Here is a 14788-nt window from a genome sequence, read left to right on the forward strand (position 1 = left end):
GGGGGGAGAGAAGTCAGACGATCGCGCGAGCCACGTAGACCGTGCGTGGCGGCGAATATTCGACGACGACGATGATCGTCCCTACCGGGATCTCCTCGTCGGGAACAGAAGGATGAGCATAGAACGCCTCAACGCCCCCGCGTATCGGCACGAAAACCTCACCCACGAGCCCCGGCCCGATCCTGCCGGTCACCCTGCCTTGTTTCCCGACCACCCTTACACCCCGTCGCCTTACATAGGCCGCGAACGCGAACGTTACCCCGTTTGCCCCGTCACATCAGCAGCCGACGATGACTTGTTATCGTCCGTCGTCAGGTCTCTGATGTCCACACGATTCGCCATCATCCCGGCCAACGACCGAACCGGGCACCGCGTTCCCCGCCTCCCACCCCACTCCATCGGACCGTCCCCGGGGGAAGCTCGAGCCCGCGTGACGCTCCGGTCCTCCCGTGCCGGGACGGGCCTGCCTCCGTCGGCGCGCGAAGTCAATCCGTCGGCGCCGGATGTGAATGACTCTCCGTCTCTCCCGTCCCAGCATTTATCACGGGACGCCGGCCGCGAAAGGCGCGGCGAAACGGTGGAGGCCCATCAATGACGGGAGAGAGAAATGCGTGCATCCGTTAAGGCGGCGACCGCCGTCGCGGCGGCGGCGCTGGGCGTGACGATGCTGACCGCTTTGGCGCCGTCCGCGTTCGCCGCGCGGGCCGGGAATGCCGGTCCCGGAGCGGCGCCCACGTTCACACCGAAAGGTGACCGGGCCGGTGTCCGGGGGAGCGAGAACGCCGCGCCGCTGAACGACACCCCGCTTCCCGTCGCCTGCTGGAACGAGACGGCCCGCTGGTGGTGCGTCAACGCCTACGGGGCGCCGGTCTACCTTCCGGGGGCCGCCTACCCGACCGCGTCGCTGACCGCCACCAAGACCGCGTTCGTCTGCCGGGTGGAGGGGAGCAGGAACAACACCGGCCGCCACCCGTACCGCTGGGAATGGACCCAGGCGGGCAACGGTCAGTGGGGATGGGTGCGGGACGGCGACATCGCCAGCGAGACCGACACGCTGCCCGTCTGCCTGTGACGACGCCGTCCGGCGAGCGCCCGCCCGGCGAGGGCACGGACGGACCCGCCGGCGACGCCGGGCGGCGCCCCTGACCGGGGCGCCGCCCGGTGAACCCCGCTCATATGACGCGGGACGAAAGGATTTCGATTCTCCGCGCGCCGCCCGCCACGGCGCGGCGTCGGTTATCGTGAAATTCCCCCCGGCCATGAAGGGATTCTCTTTTCGGCGGCCCGGTAATATGCGGGCGACTCGCGCCGAAACATGATGACCGAGAGGGGGCTCACGGTGCGCACATTACTGACCACGGACGACGTCCCGGCGACCGAACGCGTCGAATCGTTCCGCGCGGCGATCCTGAAGGAATCGGCGCCCGCGGAGTTGTACACGCAGAACGACACCGATTTCTGGGGACGAATGGACCGCGGTTCCCTGGGATCGCTCTTATTGACGCGAATGGACAGCGGAAGCGCGGGAGGCCGCCGGGGACTGCGCAGGGACGCCGGGCTGATCCGGCGCTCCGACCCTTCGCAGTACCAGTTCCTGCTCCTCCAGCAGGGGTCCACGTCGCTGTCGCACAACGGCCGCCAGGTGGACCTCTTCCCCGGCGACATGACGCTGATCGACAGCTCTCGCCCCTACGACGGATGGCACGAGGCGGGCGCGGGCCGGTACCTGACCGTCCAGTTCCCGCGGGAGCTGCTCCCCGCGCCGAGGGCCGCCGCCGACCGGCTCGTCGGCGGGCGGCTGCGCGGGCAGGCCGGCATGGGGGCGCTGGTGTTCACCTTCGCGACGCGGGCGGCCGGGGAGCTGGACCGCTACAGCCCCGCCGACACCGCCCGCGTCACCACCACGCTGCTCGACCTGCTCGGCGGCCTCATCTCCCACGAGCTGGAGGCCGGGGACGTCCTGCCCGCCGAGTCCCACCGGCGGGTGCTCCTCCAGCGGATCCAGGCGTACATCGTGCGGCACCTGGGCGACCGGGACCTGACGCCTGCCGCGATCGCGCAGGCGCACCACATCTCCACGCGGACGTTGCACCGGCTGTTCGAGGGCCACGGCCAGGGCGTCGCCGCGTGGATCCGCGCGCTGCGCCTGGAGCACTGCCGCCGCGACCTGGTGACCAGCGTCCACGACGGCCGGCCCGTCCACGCCGTCGCCGCCCGCTGGGGTTTCCACGCGCCCGCCCACTTCACCCGGGCCTTCCGCGGCGCGTTCGGCGTGAGCCCGCTGGAGTTCCGCCGCCGTGCCGCCGCGTCGGCGCCGTCCCCATGAGCCCGCCGTGAGCCCGCCGCCGTCGCCCGGGCCAACGGGCCGCCAATAAGGGCAAAAGACTCGGCCCGCGCTGTGCGACACGGCCCGGCCCGATTTCCCCGCGGGTGATGATCGCGGAATGATGGCTCATTTCCCGCGTGACGCGCCCGGAAGACGGGCCCGTGATCCCGTCTCAGGGGACGGCGCCGGCGAACACGGGGCCGCGCGCCCGGACGACCACCCGCCGGAAACCGGGCGCCTCGGCATGGACCGGCGGATCAGCAGGCGTCACTTCATCGACGGCGTGGCGGTGGCCGCCGCCGGCGCGGCCCTCGGCCCCCGGCACGCCGTCCCTCCGGCCGCCGGCCAGGCCGCCGCGCCGGGTCGTGCCGCGTCGCCGGGGCGCGCCGTCCCGCATGCCCTCCCCCACGCCGGACACGTCCCCTCGGCCCGGCACGCCGCGAGCCGGGCGCGGCGGCCGTCCCGTGCCAGGAACCTCCAGGGGGACACCCCCGACGCGGTGGGCGTGCCGCACGCGCTGCGCGACGGCAGGTTCTGGGAGCGGGCGGGCGCGCCGCGCCCCACCGGGGAGACCTACGACCTGGTCGTGGTCGGCGCGGGGATCAGCGGCGTCACCGCCGCCTACGCCTGGGCCGAGCGCGACCGCGGGGCCCGCGTCCTGGTCCTGGACAACTACGACGACATCGGCGGGCACGCGCGCCGCAACGAGTTCCGCCCCGCCGGAAGGTCAGGGCCCCTGGTCGGGCACGGCGGGGCGCGCTCGCTGTACGCGCCGTCGGCGTGGTCGCCCGAGGGCAGGGGGCTGCTCGCCTCGCTCGGCGTCGAGGTGCGCGGCCGGCGGCCCGACCTCTACCGGTCGCTCGGCATGCGCGAGGGCGTGTTCTGCGACCGGGAGACCTTCTCCGCCGACCGGCTCGTGGTGCCGGACGGCCCGGCGCGGCGGTGGGTGGCCGAGCTGCCCGTCGCCGCGCGGGCGCGCGAGGACCTTATCCGGCTGCTGGAGGACCCTCCCGACTGGTTCCCCGGCCTCACCGACGCGCGCAAGAAGGAGGTGCTCGCCGGGCTCACCTACACGGGTTTCCTGCGCGAGGTGTGCCGGGCCCACCCCGACGTCATCGCCTTCTGCCGGACGATGCCCAGCGCCGCGTGGGGGTACGGCGCCGACGCGCTCGGCGCGCTCGACGCCTGGGCGGAGTCGGGGCCTCACGCCTATCCCGGATTCGCGGGCCTGCGCCTGGACCGGTCGCGGCCCTCGCCGTACAACGCCGCGCGGGTGGCCAGGCGGTGGGCGGCCGAGGACGGCGACGTGCCGTGCTTCCCCGAGGGAAACCAGGCGCTGGTGCGGATGATGGTCGCGCGCCTGGTGCCCGGCTTCGCCGGGTCCGCCGCCGTGGAGGACATCACGACCACGTGGTTCGACTACGGCGCGCTGGACCGGCCCGCCAACCGGGTGCGGTTCCGCCTGTCCAGCCCGGTGGTGCTCGTGCGCAACGACGGGCCCGCGGAGACGGCGTCGTCCGCGACCGTGGGCTACTACGACGGCGGGCGGGTGCGGACGGTGCGGGCGGGCGCGGTGGTCATGGCGTGCTGGAACATGGTCATCCCCTACCTGCTGGAGGACCTGCCCGCCGAGCAGAAGGAGGCGATGCGGCAGGCGGTGAAGATGCCCTTGGTGCACGCGACGGCGCAGCTGCGCGGCTGGCGCGCGTTCCGCGAGGCGGGCGTCCACCGGGTGCGGTTCACGGGGGCGTACTGGGTGACCGCCGAGCTGGCGCCCCCGGTCAGCGCCGGGGCGTACCGATGTCCGAGCCACCCGGACGAGCCGATCGCCGTCCACCTGCTGCACACCCCGGCGCGACGGGGGCTCGCGCCGCGGGAGGCGGCGGTCGCGGGCCGCCGCGAGCTGCTCCGCACGCCGTACGCGCCGCTGGAGTTCGGCGTCAGGGAACAACTGACGCGGCTTCTCGGGCCGTTCGGGTTCGACCCGGCGCGCGACATCGAAGGGCTCACGATCAACCGCTGGGGTCACGGGTACGCCCCCGAGTACGTGCGCCCGTGGGACGCCTTCCATCCGGGCGGGCCGTTCCCCGCCGAGCTGGCGCGGCGCCGGTTCGGGCGCGTCGCGATCGCCAACTCCGACTCGGTCCCGGGGGCGGACGTCGACTCGGCCGTCCGCGCGGCCTACCGGGCGGTGGACGAGCTGGCACCGCTCAGCGGGCCCCTCGGGGCCGCCTGATCAACGTGAACGCCCACGAGGTGTCGGGTTCGACGGCCCAGCGGAAGAGCCGCCGCACCGGCGGCGTGCACAGCACGGTGGCGAGGACCACGCCGAACAGCGACATCAGCGCCACGCCGAGCGGGGTGGCGAGCTTGTGGTCGAAGGGTTCGAAGATCTTCACCACGAAGCCGTGCAGCAGGTAGGCGTACATCGTGGCCATGCCGAGGCCGGAGTACCAGGTGCGGCGGGAGGGCGTCACGGCGACGAAGGCGGCCACCAGCAGGGCCCCGGCGGCCAGCATGCCGAGGCGGATGAGGCTGCCCGTGAGGTCGCCCACGCCGATCTTGGCGTTGCCGTGCCGCCAGCGGATCCACTCGGTGGCGATGTCGGTGTGGAACGCGAGCGCGGCGAGCAGCCCGGCGAGGAGGACCGCCGCGCCGGCCACGCGCGCCCACGGCCGTTTGAGGAGCTCGAAGTGCTCGGGGCGCAGCAGCAGGCCGAGGACGTAGAACGGCAGCAGGCCGAGCGTGCGGTTCATCGACAGCTCGTCCGGCAGGTCGCTCATGCCGGACATCAGCGACAGGCCGACCGCGACGGCGAGCGGCCACCGGAGCTGCTGCCAGACCGGGGTGGACAGCCGCCACATGAACAGCGACATGAGGAACCACGTCAGGTAGTACGGGTCGAGCAGGCTGATGTCGAGCTTGCCGTACAGCACCAGGCGCGGCAGCGAGTACGCCAGCTCGAAGATCACGTACGGCACGGCGAGCCCGCTGATCAGCTTTCTGGCCTTGCCCGGTGAGAAGGTGAAGTTCCGCGACAGGTAGCCGCTCAGCGTGATGAACAGCGGCATGTGGAACGTGTAGACGTAGAAGTACGCGGCGTGCGCGAACGGGACGTCCCGCAACCCCTCGATGAGGTGTCCCGACACCACCAGGATGATCGCCAGGAACTTGGCGTTGTCCAGGTACGGGTCCCGGACGCGGCCCGTGGGCGCCGGTTCGGCCGCCTTCGTACCGGTGGCGCCGTCCCTCGGGTGCGGAGCCTCCTGGACGGCGGCGGCCTCGTAGGGCGCGGGGGTGTCGAAACCGGGAATGAAGGACGGATCCGGACGGGAGGCGGCGGTCACATCCCCCGGACCCTAGCCATGTCCCCTGGGAGCCGGGGGAACACCGGATGGCCCCCAGGCGAACACCACCCGGCCGCGACCTGAAGCACGGCTGTCCGGAAGCGCGCCTATCCCACCTCACCCTCCTTTCCGGAATTCACCTGGCAAATCACGCCGAAGGATGAGGTGAACGACATGACGGACGCCCCGCCGCCACGTTCCCGTGCCTTTCGGTGAATCGCCGGACGGGCCTCGCCACACATATCGGCGCCACGGAAAGACCTCCGTCCGGCGCGGCCGCGGGGCCTCCGCCGATACGGACCGGCCTAGGGCACCTCGTCGGCGGACAGGCCCGTCACCGCCCGGCTCGTGTCCCAGAGGGCGGCGGCGAGGGCGGCGTCGGTCATGCGGGGCGAGGCCGAGGCGGGCAGCCCGTTGGCGAAGTAGCGACCGGGGTGCTTGACGCCGTCCGGCGTGGTGGCCAGGTGGACGAGCGTGCCCGCGCCCTGCTCGGGGGAACGCGCGACGCCGGGGATCGCCATCAGCAGCTTCATGTAGAGGCTGTCCGGCGCGAACCCGGTCCTGACGATGCCCGGGTGGAAGCACGTGGCCGCGACCCCGCGCCGCGCCAGCGCGACCGTGAACAGGGCGTTGGCCTGCTTGGTGTCGCCGTACTGCAGCCAGGCGCTCCAGCGGCGCCGCGCCCGGTCCAGGTCGGCGGGGTCGAGGCGGCCGGACTTGGCCGCGCCCGAGGACGTGGTCACGACCCTGCCCCCTGAGGCGGTGACGCGGGGCAGCAGCAGGTTCGTGAGCAGGAACGGCGACAGGTGGTTGACCTGCATCATCAGCTCGTGCCCGTCACGGGTGAGCCGCCGCTCCGCGGCCATGACGCCGGCGTTGTTGGCGAGCACGTCGATGCGCTCGTAGCGGTCGAGGAGGTCGGCGGCGAGCCGGGTGACCTCTTCGAACGAGGCGAAGTCGGCCACGGCGGTGTCAGGGCGGCGTCCGGCGGCCTGGGCGACATGGCCGGCCACGGAGGTGAGGCGGGCGCGGGAGCGGCCGACCAGGACGACGTCGTGCCCGGCGCGCGCGAGGGCCTCGGCGGCGGCGGCCCCGATGCCCGCGCTGGCCCCGGTGATCACACTAATCATCTCAGCCTCCCGTACGCCGGAACTCTATCGGTGCTAGCCTTCAGACCGATCTTCCGGAGGTGCATTTCCCCATAAAACGGCAACCCTCCGAGGCAAGCAGGAGTGACCATGGGTTCTGGAAAGCGGTCCATCCGCTTCAAGATCTTTTCATTGTTGCTGCTAACCCTGCTGTCACTCAGCGCTTTATGGGGATTCGTCCTTAATCTGACGATGGGGGACGGCGTCTCGCTGGCCCGGGCCAACGCCGTCTACCAGAGCATCGGCGTCACCTCCACCGACCTCGGCCTCCAGATCCAGGCCGAGCGCCTCCTCTCCGTCGCCAAGCTCAGCGGCGCCTCCGGGAACGCCGACCGGCTCGCCGCCCAGCGCCACGCCACCGACCTGTCGCTGGCCAAGTTCCAGGCCGAGACCGTCGCCGACTCCGAGGACGCCTCGGACGCGATGCGGTCCGCGCTGGTCAGCCTCAGGGACGAGCTGCGGCGGCTCCCGTCGATCCGCTCCGGCGTCGACACCGGGCGCACCACCCGCCTGGAGATCCTCCAGTCGTACAACCGCCTCATGGACGTGCTGTTCCACCTGTACGACCGCATGGTGTCGGTGCCCGACCTCGCCATCTACGAGCAGGCCGGCGCGATGCAGGCGATGGGCAACGCGCGCGAGTACATCGCCCGCGAGAACGCGCTGCTCACCGGAGCCCTGATCGCCGGGCGCCTGTCCGACACCGAGTACGTGGCGTTCGCCGACTGGGCCGCCAACCGCCGCGCGCAGTTCGCCAAGGGCCTGGTCTCGCTGGACCCCGAGCTGCGCACGCCGTACCAGGAGGTCGCCGCCTCCCCCACGTTCAAGCGCTACGTCACCATGGAGCAGGAGGTCGTGCTGCGGGCGCGCTCCGGCGCCCCCCTGCCGTCCTCGCTGGGCCAGTGGCGGCCGATCACCGACAACCTGTCGGCGATGCTCGACCAGGTCGGCGTCAAGGCGTCCCGCACCCTCGCCGACCGCGCCGGCGAGGTCGCGACCGGCATCCTCATCCGCATCGCGATCGCCGGCGGCGTCGGCCTGATCGCCCTGATGACGTCCGTCCTCTTCTCCGTGCGCTTCGGCCGCGGCCTCGTCCGCGAGCTGGCCGCGCTGCGCAACTCCGCCCGCGAGCTCGCCGACGTACGCCTGCCGCACGTCGTCGACCGCCTGCGCCGCGGCGAGGAGGTCGACGTGGAGATCGAGGCGCCCGGCCTCATGGAGGGCGACTCCGCCGAGGTCACCGACGTCGCCCGCGCCTTCGGCTCGGTGCGGCGCACCGCCGTGGAGGCCGCGGTCGAGCAGGCCAACCTGCGCCGCGGCGTCAGCCAGGTCTTCCTCAACCTCGCCCGGCGCAAGCAGGGCCTGCTGCACCGCCAGCTCACCCTGCTGGACGCCATGCAGCGCCGCGCCACCGAGCCCGAGGTCCTGGCCGACCTGTTCCACCTCGACCACCTCACCACCCGCATGCGCCGCCACGCCGAGAGCCTCATCATCCTGTCCGGCGCGGCGCCCGGCCGCGCGTGGCGCAAGCCCGTCCCCCTCGTGGACGTCGTGCGCGCCGCCGTCTCCGAGGTCGAGAACTACACCCGGGTCAGCGTCATGGGCCTCCCCGGCGCCCACGTCAGCGGCACCGCGGTCGCCGACCTCATCCACCTGATCGCCGAGCTGATCGAGAACGCGACCATCTTCTCGCCGCCGCAGACGCGGGTGCTGGTGCGCGGCGAGGCGGTGGCCAACGGCTTCGCCGTCGAGATCGAGGATCGGGGCCTCGGGCTGAGCCCCGTGGAGTACGACGCGGTCAACGAGCGGCTCGCCCACCCGCCGGAGTTCGACCTGGCCGACAGCGACCGGCTCGGCCTGTTCGTGGTCGGGCAGCTCGCGGCGCGCCACGGCGTCAGCGTGACGCTGCGCGCCTCGCCGTACGGCGGCACGATGGCCATCGTGCTCCTGCCCAAGTCGCTGGTCGCCGACGAGGGCACGCCGATGACCATCCCCGGCGCCGAGATCGTCGCCGAGCCCGTCTTCCTGGACCAGCCGCCGCGCCACGCCGCCCCGGCGCTGGCCGCGGCCCCCGAGCCGCCGCCGTCGCCGTTCTTCACCGCGCCCGCCTCTCGCGGCTCCGACCCGTCCCTCGCCAGGCCCTCCGCCTCCGAACCGTCCCCAGTGGGCTACTCCCGTATCGAGCCGGCCGCCCCCGCGCCCTCTCCCGTCGCGAAGGACGAGAGGCCCGGCGCCCGCGCGTCCGTCTCCGCGGGCACCCACCGGGGCCTGCCGCGCCGGGTGCGCCAGGCCAACATCGCGCCCCAGCTCCGCCAGACCACCGGCCCGCTGTCCGCCCCCACCCCCGCCGACACGGCTCCCCCCGCCCCCGAGCCGGAAGAACGCTCACCCGAGCAGGCCCGCGCCCTGTTCACCGCCTTCCAGCAGGGCGGCCGCCGCGGACGCCTCGAAGCCGAAGACGACGCCGACGGCGCAGATGACGCCACGCGCCCCCTGCGCCCGGGGGATGAGCCGCTGAGCAGCGACGACGCCATCAACCCCTGGCCTGACAGAAGTTCCGGGCATGACGCACCCGTCAGCATCCGACCGGACGAGCGTGACCAACTGCGCGACCTGCGCGACCATAGTGATGGTTACGTACACCAGACGACTGGCGAGAAGGGCGACGAATGACCGGCAAAGTATCGTCGAACGGCGAACTCAACTGGCTCCTCGACGATCTGATCAGCAGGGTCGCGGCCGTGCGCCAGGCGGTCATCCTCTCCACCGACGGCCTCGTCGTGGGCGCCTCCTCCGGGTTCAGCCGCGAGGACGCCGAACACCTGTCGGCGGTGGCGTCCGGCTTCCAGAGCCTCGCCCGGGGCGCGGGCCGCCACTTCGGCGGCGGTGACGTGCGTCAGACCATCGTCGAGATGGAGTCGGCCTTCCTGTTCGTCACCGCCGCGGGCACCGGCACCTGCCTCGCCGTGCTGAGCAGCTCCGACGCCGACGTGGGCCACATCGCCTACGAGATGGCCATGCTCGTCAAGCGCGTCGGCCAGCACATCTCCACCAATCCCCGGCGGACGTTGTCATGACGACGCGGGGAGAGCAGTGGCTCGACGAGGAGGCCGGGCCGATCGTCCGGCCCTACGCGCTCATCCGCGGGCGCACGCGGTCCTCCGCGGACAATCTCGACCTGATCGCTATGGTCACCGCGACCGGTGCTCCGTACACTGGCGAGGCCGCTCTAGGCCCCGAGGAGACTCGCATCCTCGAAATGGCCGAGCGGCCGATGTCGGTGGCGGACATCGCCTCCGAGATCGACCTCCCGCTCGGCGTGGTCCGCGTCCTCCTCGGCGACCTGCACGATCAGGATCTGATCAGCGTACGGGCCCCCGCCCATAAGGGACCGCGCCCCAACGAGCGCATTCTCAAGGAAGTGATCAATGGCCTACGAGCCCTCTGAGGAGCCCGTCGCCCTCAAGATCCTGGTGGCGGGCGGGTTCGGCGTGGGCAAGACCACGCTGGTCGGGGCGATCAGCGAGATCCGCCCGCTGCGCACCGAAGAGGTCCTGTCCGACCGGGGCGTCGGCGTGGACGACCTCGACGGCGTCGAAGGCAAGACGACCACCACGGTCGCCATGGACTTCGGGCGCATCACCATCCGCGAGGGCCTGGTCGTCTACCTGTTCGGCACGCCCGGCCAGGAGCGCTTCTGGTTCATGTGGGACGAGCTGTCCTACGGCGCGCTCGGCGCCGTCGTGCTGGCCGACACGCGCCGCCTCACCGACTGCTTCCCCTCGATCGACTACTTCGAGCAGCGGGGCACGCCGTTCATCGTCGCGGTCAACTGCTTCGACGGCGCGGAACGCCACGAGGCCGAGGACGTCCGCATCGCCCTCGACCTGGACCCGGACATCCCGGTCATCATGTGTGACGTCCGCCGCCGCGCCTCCGCGAAGGTCGTGCTGGTCACCCTGGTCGAGCACGCCCTGCGCACGCTGACCCCCGCCGCCGGATAGCGGCCCCACGCGACGACCGCCCTCCCGGAACCGCTCGCCGGGAGGGCCGCGCCGTTCCCGGGTCTTCTAGGGCTCCGTGGTCCATGGGCGGAGCTTGTGGGGGTTGCGTACCGCCCAGATGTGCTTGATCCGGTCACCGGCGATCTCGAAGGCGTACACCGACACGGTGACGCCGTCCTGCTGGGCGATCAGGCCGGGCTGTCCGTTGACCGTGCGCTCCAGGATCGTCTGCTCGCGGACCCTGCCCGCCAGGAGCCTCAGGGAGCGCACGATCTGCTCGATGCCCTCGATCGGGCGCAGCGTGGTGCTGACCAGGCCGCCGCCGTCGCTGAACGCCGTGACGTCGGGGGCCAGCAGGCTGATGAGCCCCTCGACGTCCCCGGCCTCCAGGGCCTGCTTGAAGTCCCTGACGATGCGGGCCTGCCTGGCCGGCGGGGTCGGGGGCGCCTGGGTGGCGCGGATGCGGCGGCGGGCCGAGGAGGCGAGCTGGCGGCAGGCGGCCGGGGTGCGGCCGACGATCTCGGCCACTTCGGCGAAGGAGTACCGGAAGACGTCGTGCAGGATGAACGCCACCCGCTCGGCCGGGGTCATCGACTCCAGCACGACCAGGAACGCCATGTTGACTGATTCGTCCAGGGTGATCCGGTCGGCCGGGTCGGCGGCCATGCCGCCCGGCCGTCCGCCGATCCATTCGGAGGGTTCCGGCAACGGTTCGGGGATCCATTCGCCGACGTAGGTCTCTCGCCGGGCCCGTGCCGAGGACAGCACGTTGAGGCAGAGGCGGCCGGCGACCTTGGTCAGCCAGGCGCCGGGAGACTCGATGGCGTCCTGCTGCCGCCGGGACATGGCGTACCAGCGGGCGTAGGTCTCCTGGACGACGTCCTCGGCGTCGGCCAGCGAGCCCAGGAGCCGGTAGGCCAGGTTGATCAGCCCGCGCCGCTCGCTCATGATCGCGCTCAGGCTCGGGTCGAGCCGTCCGTCTCCTCGCTGCTCAGCGTCGTCGGTCATGGTGTCACCGGCCCCCCTCGGTCGCATTGTGCCCTCACTCGGTTCGACAAGGCAGCACGGCGAACTGTGAGGCCGGCGCGTCGCCTGACATTCGGATGGGCTGTTTTGTCGGTCTGGTGGGACACCATCCCGCACCGCTGAGAATCGAGAAGGGAACCTCACCATGTCCCCTACCGGACGCCACACGGCTAGCACCCTAGGCCCGATCAGCAAGGTCGTCGTCATCGGCGGCGGTTACGCCGGCACGCTGGCGGCCAACCATCTGCGGATGCGCGCCGACGTCGAGATCACGCTGGTCAATCCCCGCCCGCAGTTCGTCGAACGGATCCGGCTGCACCAACTGGTCGCCGGCACCGGCCAGGCCACCCTCGACTACGGCACGCTGCTCGGCGAAGGCATCCGGCTCGTCGTCGACAGCGCCACGCGCATCGACACCGCCGCCCGCACGGTGCGCCTGGCCTCAGGACGCACGCTGGACTACGACTACCTCGTCTACGCGGTCGGCAGCACCGGGGCCCTGCCGTCCTCGGTGCCCGGCGCCGTCGAACACGCGTGGGCCATCGCCGAACTTGAGTCCGCGCGGCGGCTGCGTGCCAGGCTGGAGGATCTGCCCCTCGACGCTCCGGTCACGGTGGTCGGCGGCGGGCTGACCGGCATCGAGACGGCCGCCGAGCTGACCGAGCAAGGACGCCGGCCCACGCTGGTGTGCGGCGGGATCCTGGCGCCGTCCCTGAGCGCGCCGGCGCGCCGGTCGACGGCCAAGTGGCTGTCCCGGCACGGTGTCACGGTGCTGCAGGAGGTCATGGTGCGCGAGGTCGGGCCGGACGCGGTCGTGTTGGGGGACGGCACGGTGCGCGACAGCGCGCTGACCATCTGGGCGGGCGGTTTCGCGGTGCCGGAGTTGGCCGCCGCCAGTGGGCTGCGCACCGACGCGGTGGGCCGGCTGCTCACCGACGAGACGCTGACCAGCCTTGACGACGAGCGCATCGTCGCGGCCGGGGACGCCGCCGCGCCGTCGGACCAGCCGCTGCGGATGAGCTCCTACGCCGCAGGGCCGCTCGGCGCACAGGCCGCCGCCACCGTGCTGAGCCGCATCGCCGGGACGGCCCCCGCGGTGATCGACCTGGGCTTCACCGGGTCGTGTGTCAGCCTCGGCCGGCGCGCCGGCCTGCGGCAGTTCGCGCGCAAGGACGACAGCACGACGAATATCTACTTCGACGGCCGCCTGGGCGCGGCCTACAAGGAGATGGTCCTCAAGTGGTCGGTGTCCAAGATCCGCCGCGAGGCCCGCAAGCCGGGCTCCATCAGCTGGATCAAGGGCGGCCCGCGCCCCGAGCAGCCGGCCTCCGCCACGCGAGTGATCACGTCCCCGTGATCGGCGGTGTGCGGCACCGCCACGACGCCGCGACATGGGAATGATGGCCGACCTCGAAATCATCTGAAACGGCGCATGTACGCCGTACTTACGTCAGGGGCGCGCCAAAGATATGCAGAAAGAGGGACGCGGGGGCGGTGTGGCCACGGCCATCCTTCCGGCATGAACTTCGTCGTATCGCTCGTCATCGGCGCGGTCACCGCCCTCGCTCCGGTCACGACCACTCCACTGTCGTGGCAGGACTGCGGGGACGGCCTGCAGTGCGCGCAGATCAAGGTGCCGGCCGACTGGACCCGCCGGTCAGGGCCGGAGGTGGCGATCGGTCTCGCCAAGCTGCCCGCCCAGGATCAGGCTCGCAAGAAGGGCGTGGTCCTGGTCGACACCGGCGGGCCCGGCGAGCAGATCGCGCTGCTCCGCCAGGCCAGGCGGTCCTTCGCCGATCTGACCCGATGGTTCGACGTGGTGATCTTCGACCCGCGCGGGTTCGGCGAATCCACCCCCATCAAGTGCCCGGTTCCGGCGCCGTTCGCCACCGAATGGGTGTTCCCCGACAAGGCGGCCTACGAGGCGTACGCCGCGAAGAACCGCGCGTTCGGGGAAGCATGCGCCGAAGAAGCCGGCGTGCTGTCGGGCAACCTCAACTCCTGGCAGATCGCGCACGACATGGAGGCGATCAGAAAGGCGCTCGGCCCAGCCAAGCTGACCTATCTGGGCAACTCGTACGGCACCGTGCTCGGACAGGCGTATGCCGAGTTGTTCCCCCGGCGGGTCGGCCGCATGTACCTCGACAGCGTCTTCGACCACACCACCCCCGACCTGCGCACGTGGCTGCGACCGCGGGCCACGGCCCTGGAGGGGGCCTTCGAACGCTTCGCCGCCTGGTGCCGCCGCACCAGCGCCTGCGCGCTGCACGACAAGGATCCGGTGGCCGTCTGGGACGAGGTGATGGCCAAGGCCCGCAGCGAGCCCATCCCCGCTCCCGAGGCCGGTCCCGAGGTCCGTATCAGCGACACCCAGATCGCCTCCCGTGCCTTCTTCACCTACGAGGACACCTGGGAGGGCCTGGCCGCCGGGCTGGCGCGCGCACAAGCCGGTGACGCCTCGTTCTTCGCCAGGGTGGAAGGCGCTCCGGACCCGGACCTGTCCCGCGTCGTCCTCTGCGCGGACCTCCCCTACCCCGGCTACGACAAGCTCAAGAAGCTGGAGGGCGAGCTGCGCCGCGACACGCCCCACATCGGCTGGCGAGCCGTCTGGCCGATCGCCAACCACTGCGCCGGCCTGCCACCGACGAGAACGTACGCGCCCCACCCCATCAAGGCGCCAGGCCTGCCGCCGGTGCTCATCGCGGGCGGCGAGTACGACGACACCACCCCGACCGCCGACGGCCGCCGCCTGGCCGCCCAACTCCCCCACGCCCGCTTCCTCCCGGCCACCGGCGGCCACGCCCTCTACCTCACCGGCCACCCCTGCGTACGCGAACACGTGCACCACTACCTGACCACAGGCAAGATGCCTCCCCAGGGCACCTCCTGCGGCCCCGCGAAGTAGCACAGCCACGTGTACGGGCCAAGCAGCGCAGC

13 protein-coding genes are annotated in these 14788 nt (G+C 72.0%); 9 read left to right on the plus strand and 4 right to left on the minus strand.

Annotation, left to right across the window (positions count from 1 at the left end):
* Positions 1 to 13: 13 nt before the first annotated feature.
* Positions 14 to 193 carry an NfeD C-terminal domain-containing protein gene (locus BJ981_RS07190; RefSeq protein WP_221314669.1) on the minus strand — a complete coding sequence of 60 codons (180 nt, stop codon included), beginning with the start codon at positions 191 to 193 and terminating at the stop codon, positions 14 to 16.
* Between the two features lie 414 nt (positions 194 to 607).
* Here BJ981_RS07190 and BJ981_RS07195 point away from each other — a divergent pair, with 414 nt between their 5' ends.
* The 3 genes from BJ981_RS07195 (at position 608) to BJ981_RS07205 (ending at position 4562) form a co-directional block, all read left to right on the plus strand.
* Positions 608 to 1072 (plus strand): hypothetical protein, encoded by a 465-nt coding sequence (locus BJ981_RS07195; RefSeq protein WP_184609156.1) that lies wholly within the window; start codon positions 608 to 610, stop codon positions 1070 to 1072.
* Positions 1073 to 1318: 246 nt separating this feature from the next.
* Positions 1319 to 2326 carry a helix-turn-helix domain-containing protein gene (locus tag BJ981_RS07200; protein ID WP_239139323.1) on the plus strand — a complete coding sequence of 336 codons (1008 nt, stop codon included), beginning with the start codon at positions 1319 to 1321 and terminating at the stop codon, positions 2324 to 2326.
* Positions 2327 to 2570: 244 nt separating this feature from the next.
* Positions 2571 to 4562: an FAD-dependent oxidoreductase gene (locus BJ981_RS07205; RefSeq protein ID WP_184609160.1), complete on the plus strand. Its 1992-nt coding sequence runs from the start codon at positions 2571 to 2573 to the stop codon at positions 4560 to 4562.
* Here BJ981_RS07205 and BJ981_RS07210 read toward each other — a convergent pair.
* Positions 4537 to 5673 carry an acyltransferase family protein gene (locus BJ981_RS07210; RefSeq protein WP_239139312.1) on the minus strand — a complete coding sequence of 379 codons (1137 nt, stop codon included), beginning with the start codon at positions 5671 to 5673 and terminating at the stop codon, positions 4537 to 4539. The genes BJ981_RS07205 and BJ981_RS07210 overlap by 26 nt on opposite strands.
* A gap of 305 nt (positions 5674 to 5978) precedes the next feature.
* Entirely contained in the window at positions 5979 to 6803 is an 825-nt protein-coding gene (locus BJ981_RS07215) for an SDR family NAD(P)-dependent oxidoreductase (protein WP_184609162.1), read from the minus strand.
* A 210-nt stretch (positions 6804 to 7013) separates the two neighbouring features.
* Here BJ981_RS07215 and BJ981_RS07220 point away from each other — a divergent pair, with 210 nt between their 5' ends.
* From BJ981_RS07220 to BJ981_RS07235, 4 genes are read left to right on the plus strand one after another with little or no spacing between them, the layout of a single operon-like run.
* Positions 7014 to 9494, plus strand: a complete 2481-nt coding sequence (locus tag BJ981_RS07220) for a sensor histidine kinase (protein WP_184609164.1) — start codon at positions 7014 to 7016, stop codon at positions 9492 to 9494.
* The gene (locus BJ981_RS07225; protein WP_184609166.1) at positions 9491 to 9898 is read left to right on the plus strand and encodes a roadblock/LC7 domain-containing protein; all 408 of its coding nucleotides are present in this window, start codon (positions 9491 to 9493) and stop codon (positions 9896 to 9898) included. The genes BJ981_RS07220 and BJ981_RS07225 overlap by 4 nt, the downstream gene beginning before the upstream one ends.
* Positions 9895 to 10269, plus strand: a complete 375-nt coding sequence (locus tag BJ981_RS07230; protein WP_184609167.1) for a DUF742 domain-containing protein — start codon at positions 9895 to 9897, stop codon at positions 10267 to 10269. The genes BJ981_RS07225 and BJ981_RS07230 overlap by 4 nt, the downstream gene beginning before the upstream one ends.
* Positions 10250 to 10825, plus strand: coding sequence for a GTP-binding protein (locus tag BJ981_RS07235; protein WP_184609169.1), 576 nt, complete (start codon positions 10250 to 10252; stop codon positions 10823 to 10825). Before BJ981_RS07230 ends, BJ981_RS07235 begins: the two co-directional genes overlap by 20 nt.
* Before the next feature lie 66 nt (positions 10826 to 10891).
* On the opposite strand, the gene sigJ is transcribed toward BJ981_RS07235, so the two are convergent.
* Positions 10892 to 11833, minus strand: coding sequence for an RNA polymerase sigma factor SigJ (gene sigJ / locus BJ981_RS07240; protein WP_184609172.1), 942 nt, complete (start codon positions 11831 to 11833; stop codon positions 10892 to 10894).
* A gap of 163 nt (positions 11834 to 11996) precedes the next feature.
* On the opposite strand from sigJ, the gene BJ981_RS07245 reads away from it, so the two are divergent.
* Together BJ981_RS07245 and BJ981_RS07250 are read left to right on the plus strand one after the other, a co-directional pair.
* Positions 11997 to 13208, plus strand: coding sequence for an NAD(P)/FAD-dependent oxidoreductase (locus BJ981_RS07245; protein WP_184609174.1), 1212 nt, complete (start codon positions 11997 to 11999; stop codon positions 13206 to 13208).
* 162 nt (positions 13209 to 13370) lie between these two features.
* Positions 13371 to 14756 carry an alpha/beta hydrolase gene (locus tag BJ981_RS07250; protein ID WP_184609175.1) on the plus strand — a complete coding sequence of 462 codons (1386 nt, stop codon included), beginning with the start codon at positions 13371 to 13373 and terminating at the stop codon, positions 14754 to 14756.
* The last annotated feature ends 32 nt before the right edge of the window (positions 14757 to 14788 follow it).

Origin of the sequence: Sphaerisporangium krabiense (genome assembly GCF_014200435.1) — a bacterium.
GTDB lineage: Bacteria > Actinomycetota > Actinomycetes > Streptosporangiales > Streptosporangiaceae > Sphaerisporangium > Sphaerisporangium krabiense.

Coding starts and splice junctions, on each gene's coding strand:
- BJ981_RS07215 (WP_184609162.1), bottom strand. CDS start 6,803: ATGATTAGTGTGATCACCGGGGCCAGCGCGGGCATCGGGGCCGCCGCC.
- BJ981_RS07250 (WP_184609175.1), top strand. CDS start 13,371: ATGAACTTCGTCGTATCGCTCGTCATCGGCGCGGTCACCGCCCTCGCT.
- BJ981_RS07200 (WP_239139323.1), top strand. CDS start 1,319: ATGACCGAGAGGGGGCTCACGGTGCGCACATTACTGACCACGGACGAC.
- BJ981_RS07230 (WP_184609167.1), top strand. CDS start 9,895: ATGACGACGCGGGGAGAGCAGTGGCTCGACGAGGAGGCCGGGCCGATC.
- BJ981_RS07235 (WP_184609169.1), top strand. CDS start 10,250: ATGGCCTACGAGCCCTCTGAGGAGCCCGTCGCCCTCAAGATCCTGGTG.
- sigJ (WP_184609172.1), bottom strand. CDS start 11,833: ATGACCGACGACGCTGAGCAGCGAGGAGACGGACGGCTCGACCCGAGC.
- BJ981_RS07205 (WP_184609160.1), top strand. CDS start 2,571: ATGGACCGGCGGATCAGCAGGCGTCACTTCATCGACGGCGTGGCGGTG.
- BJ981_RS07245 (WP_184609174.1), top strand. CDS start 11,997: ATGTCCCCTACCGGACGCCACACGGCTAGCACCCTAGGCCCGATCAGC.
- BJ981_RS07195 (WP_184609156.1), top strand. CDS start 608: ATGCGTGCATCCGTTAAGGCGGCGACCGCCGTCGCGGCGGCGGCGCTG.
- BJ981_RS07220 (WP_184609164.1), top strand. CDS start 7,014: ATGGGGGACGGCGTCTCGCTGGCCCGGGCCAACGCCGTCTACCAGAGC.
- BJ981_RS07225 (WP_184609166.1), top strand. CDS start 9,491: ATGACCGGCAAAGTATCGTCGAACGGCGAACTCAACTGGCTCCTCGAC.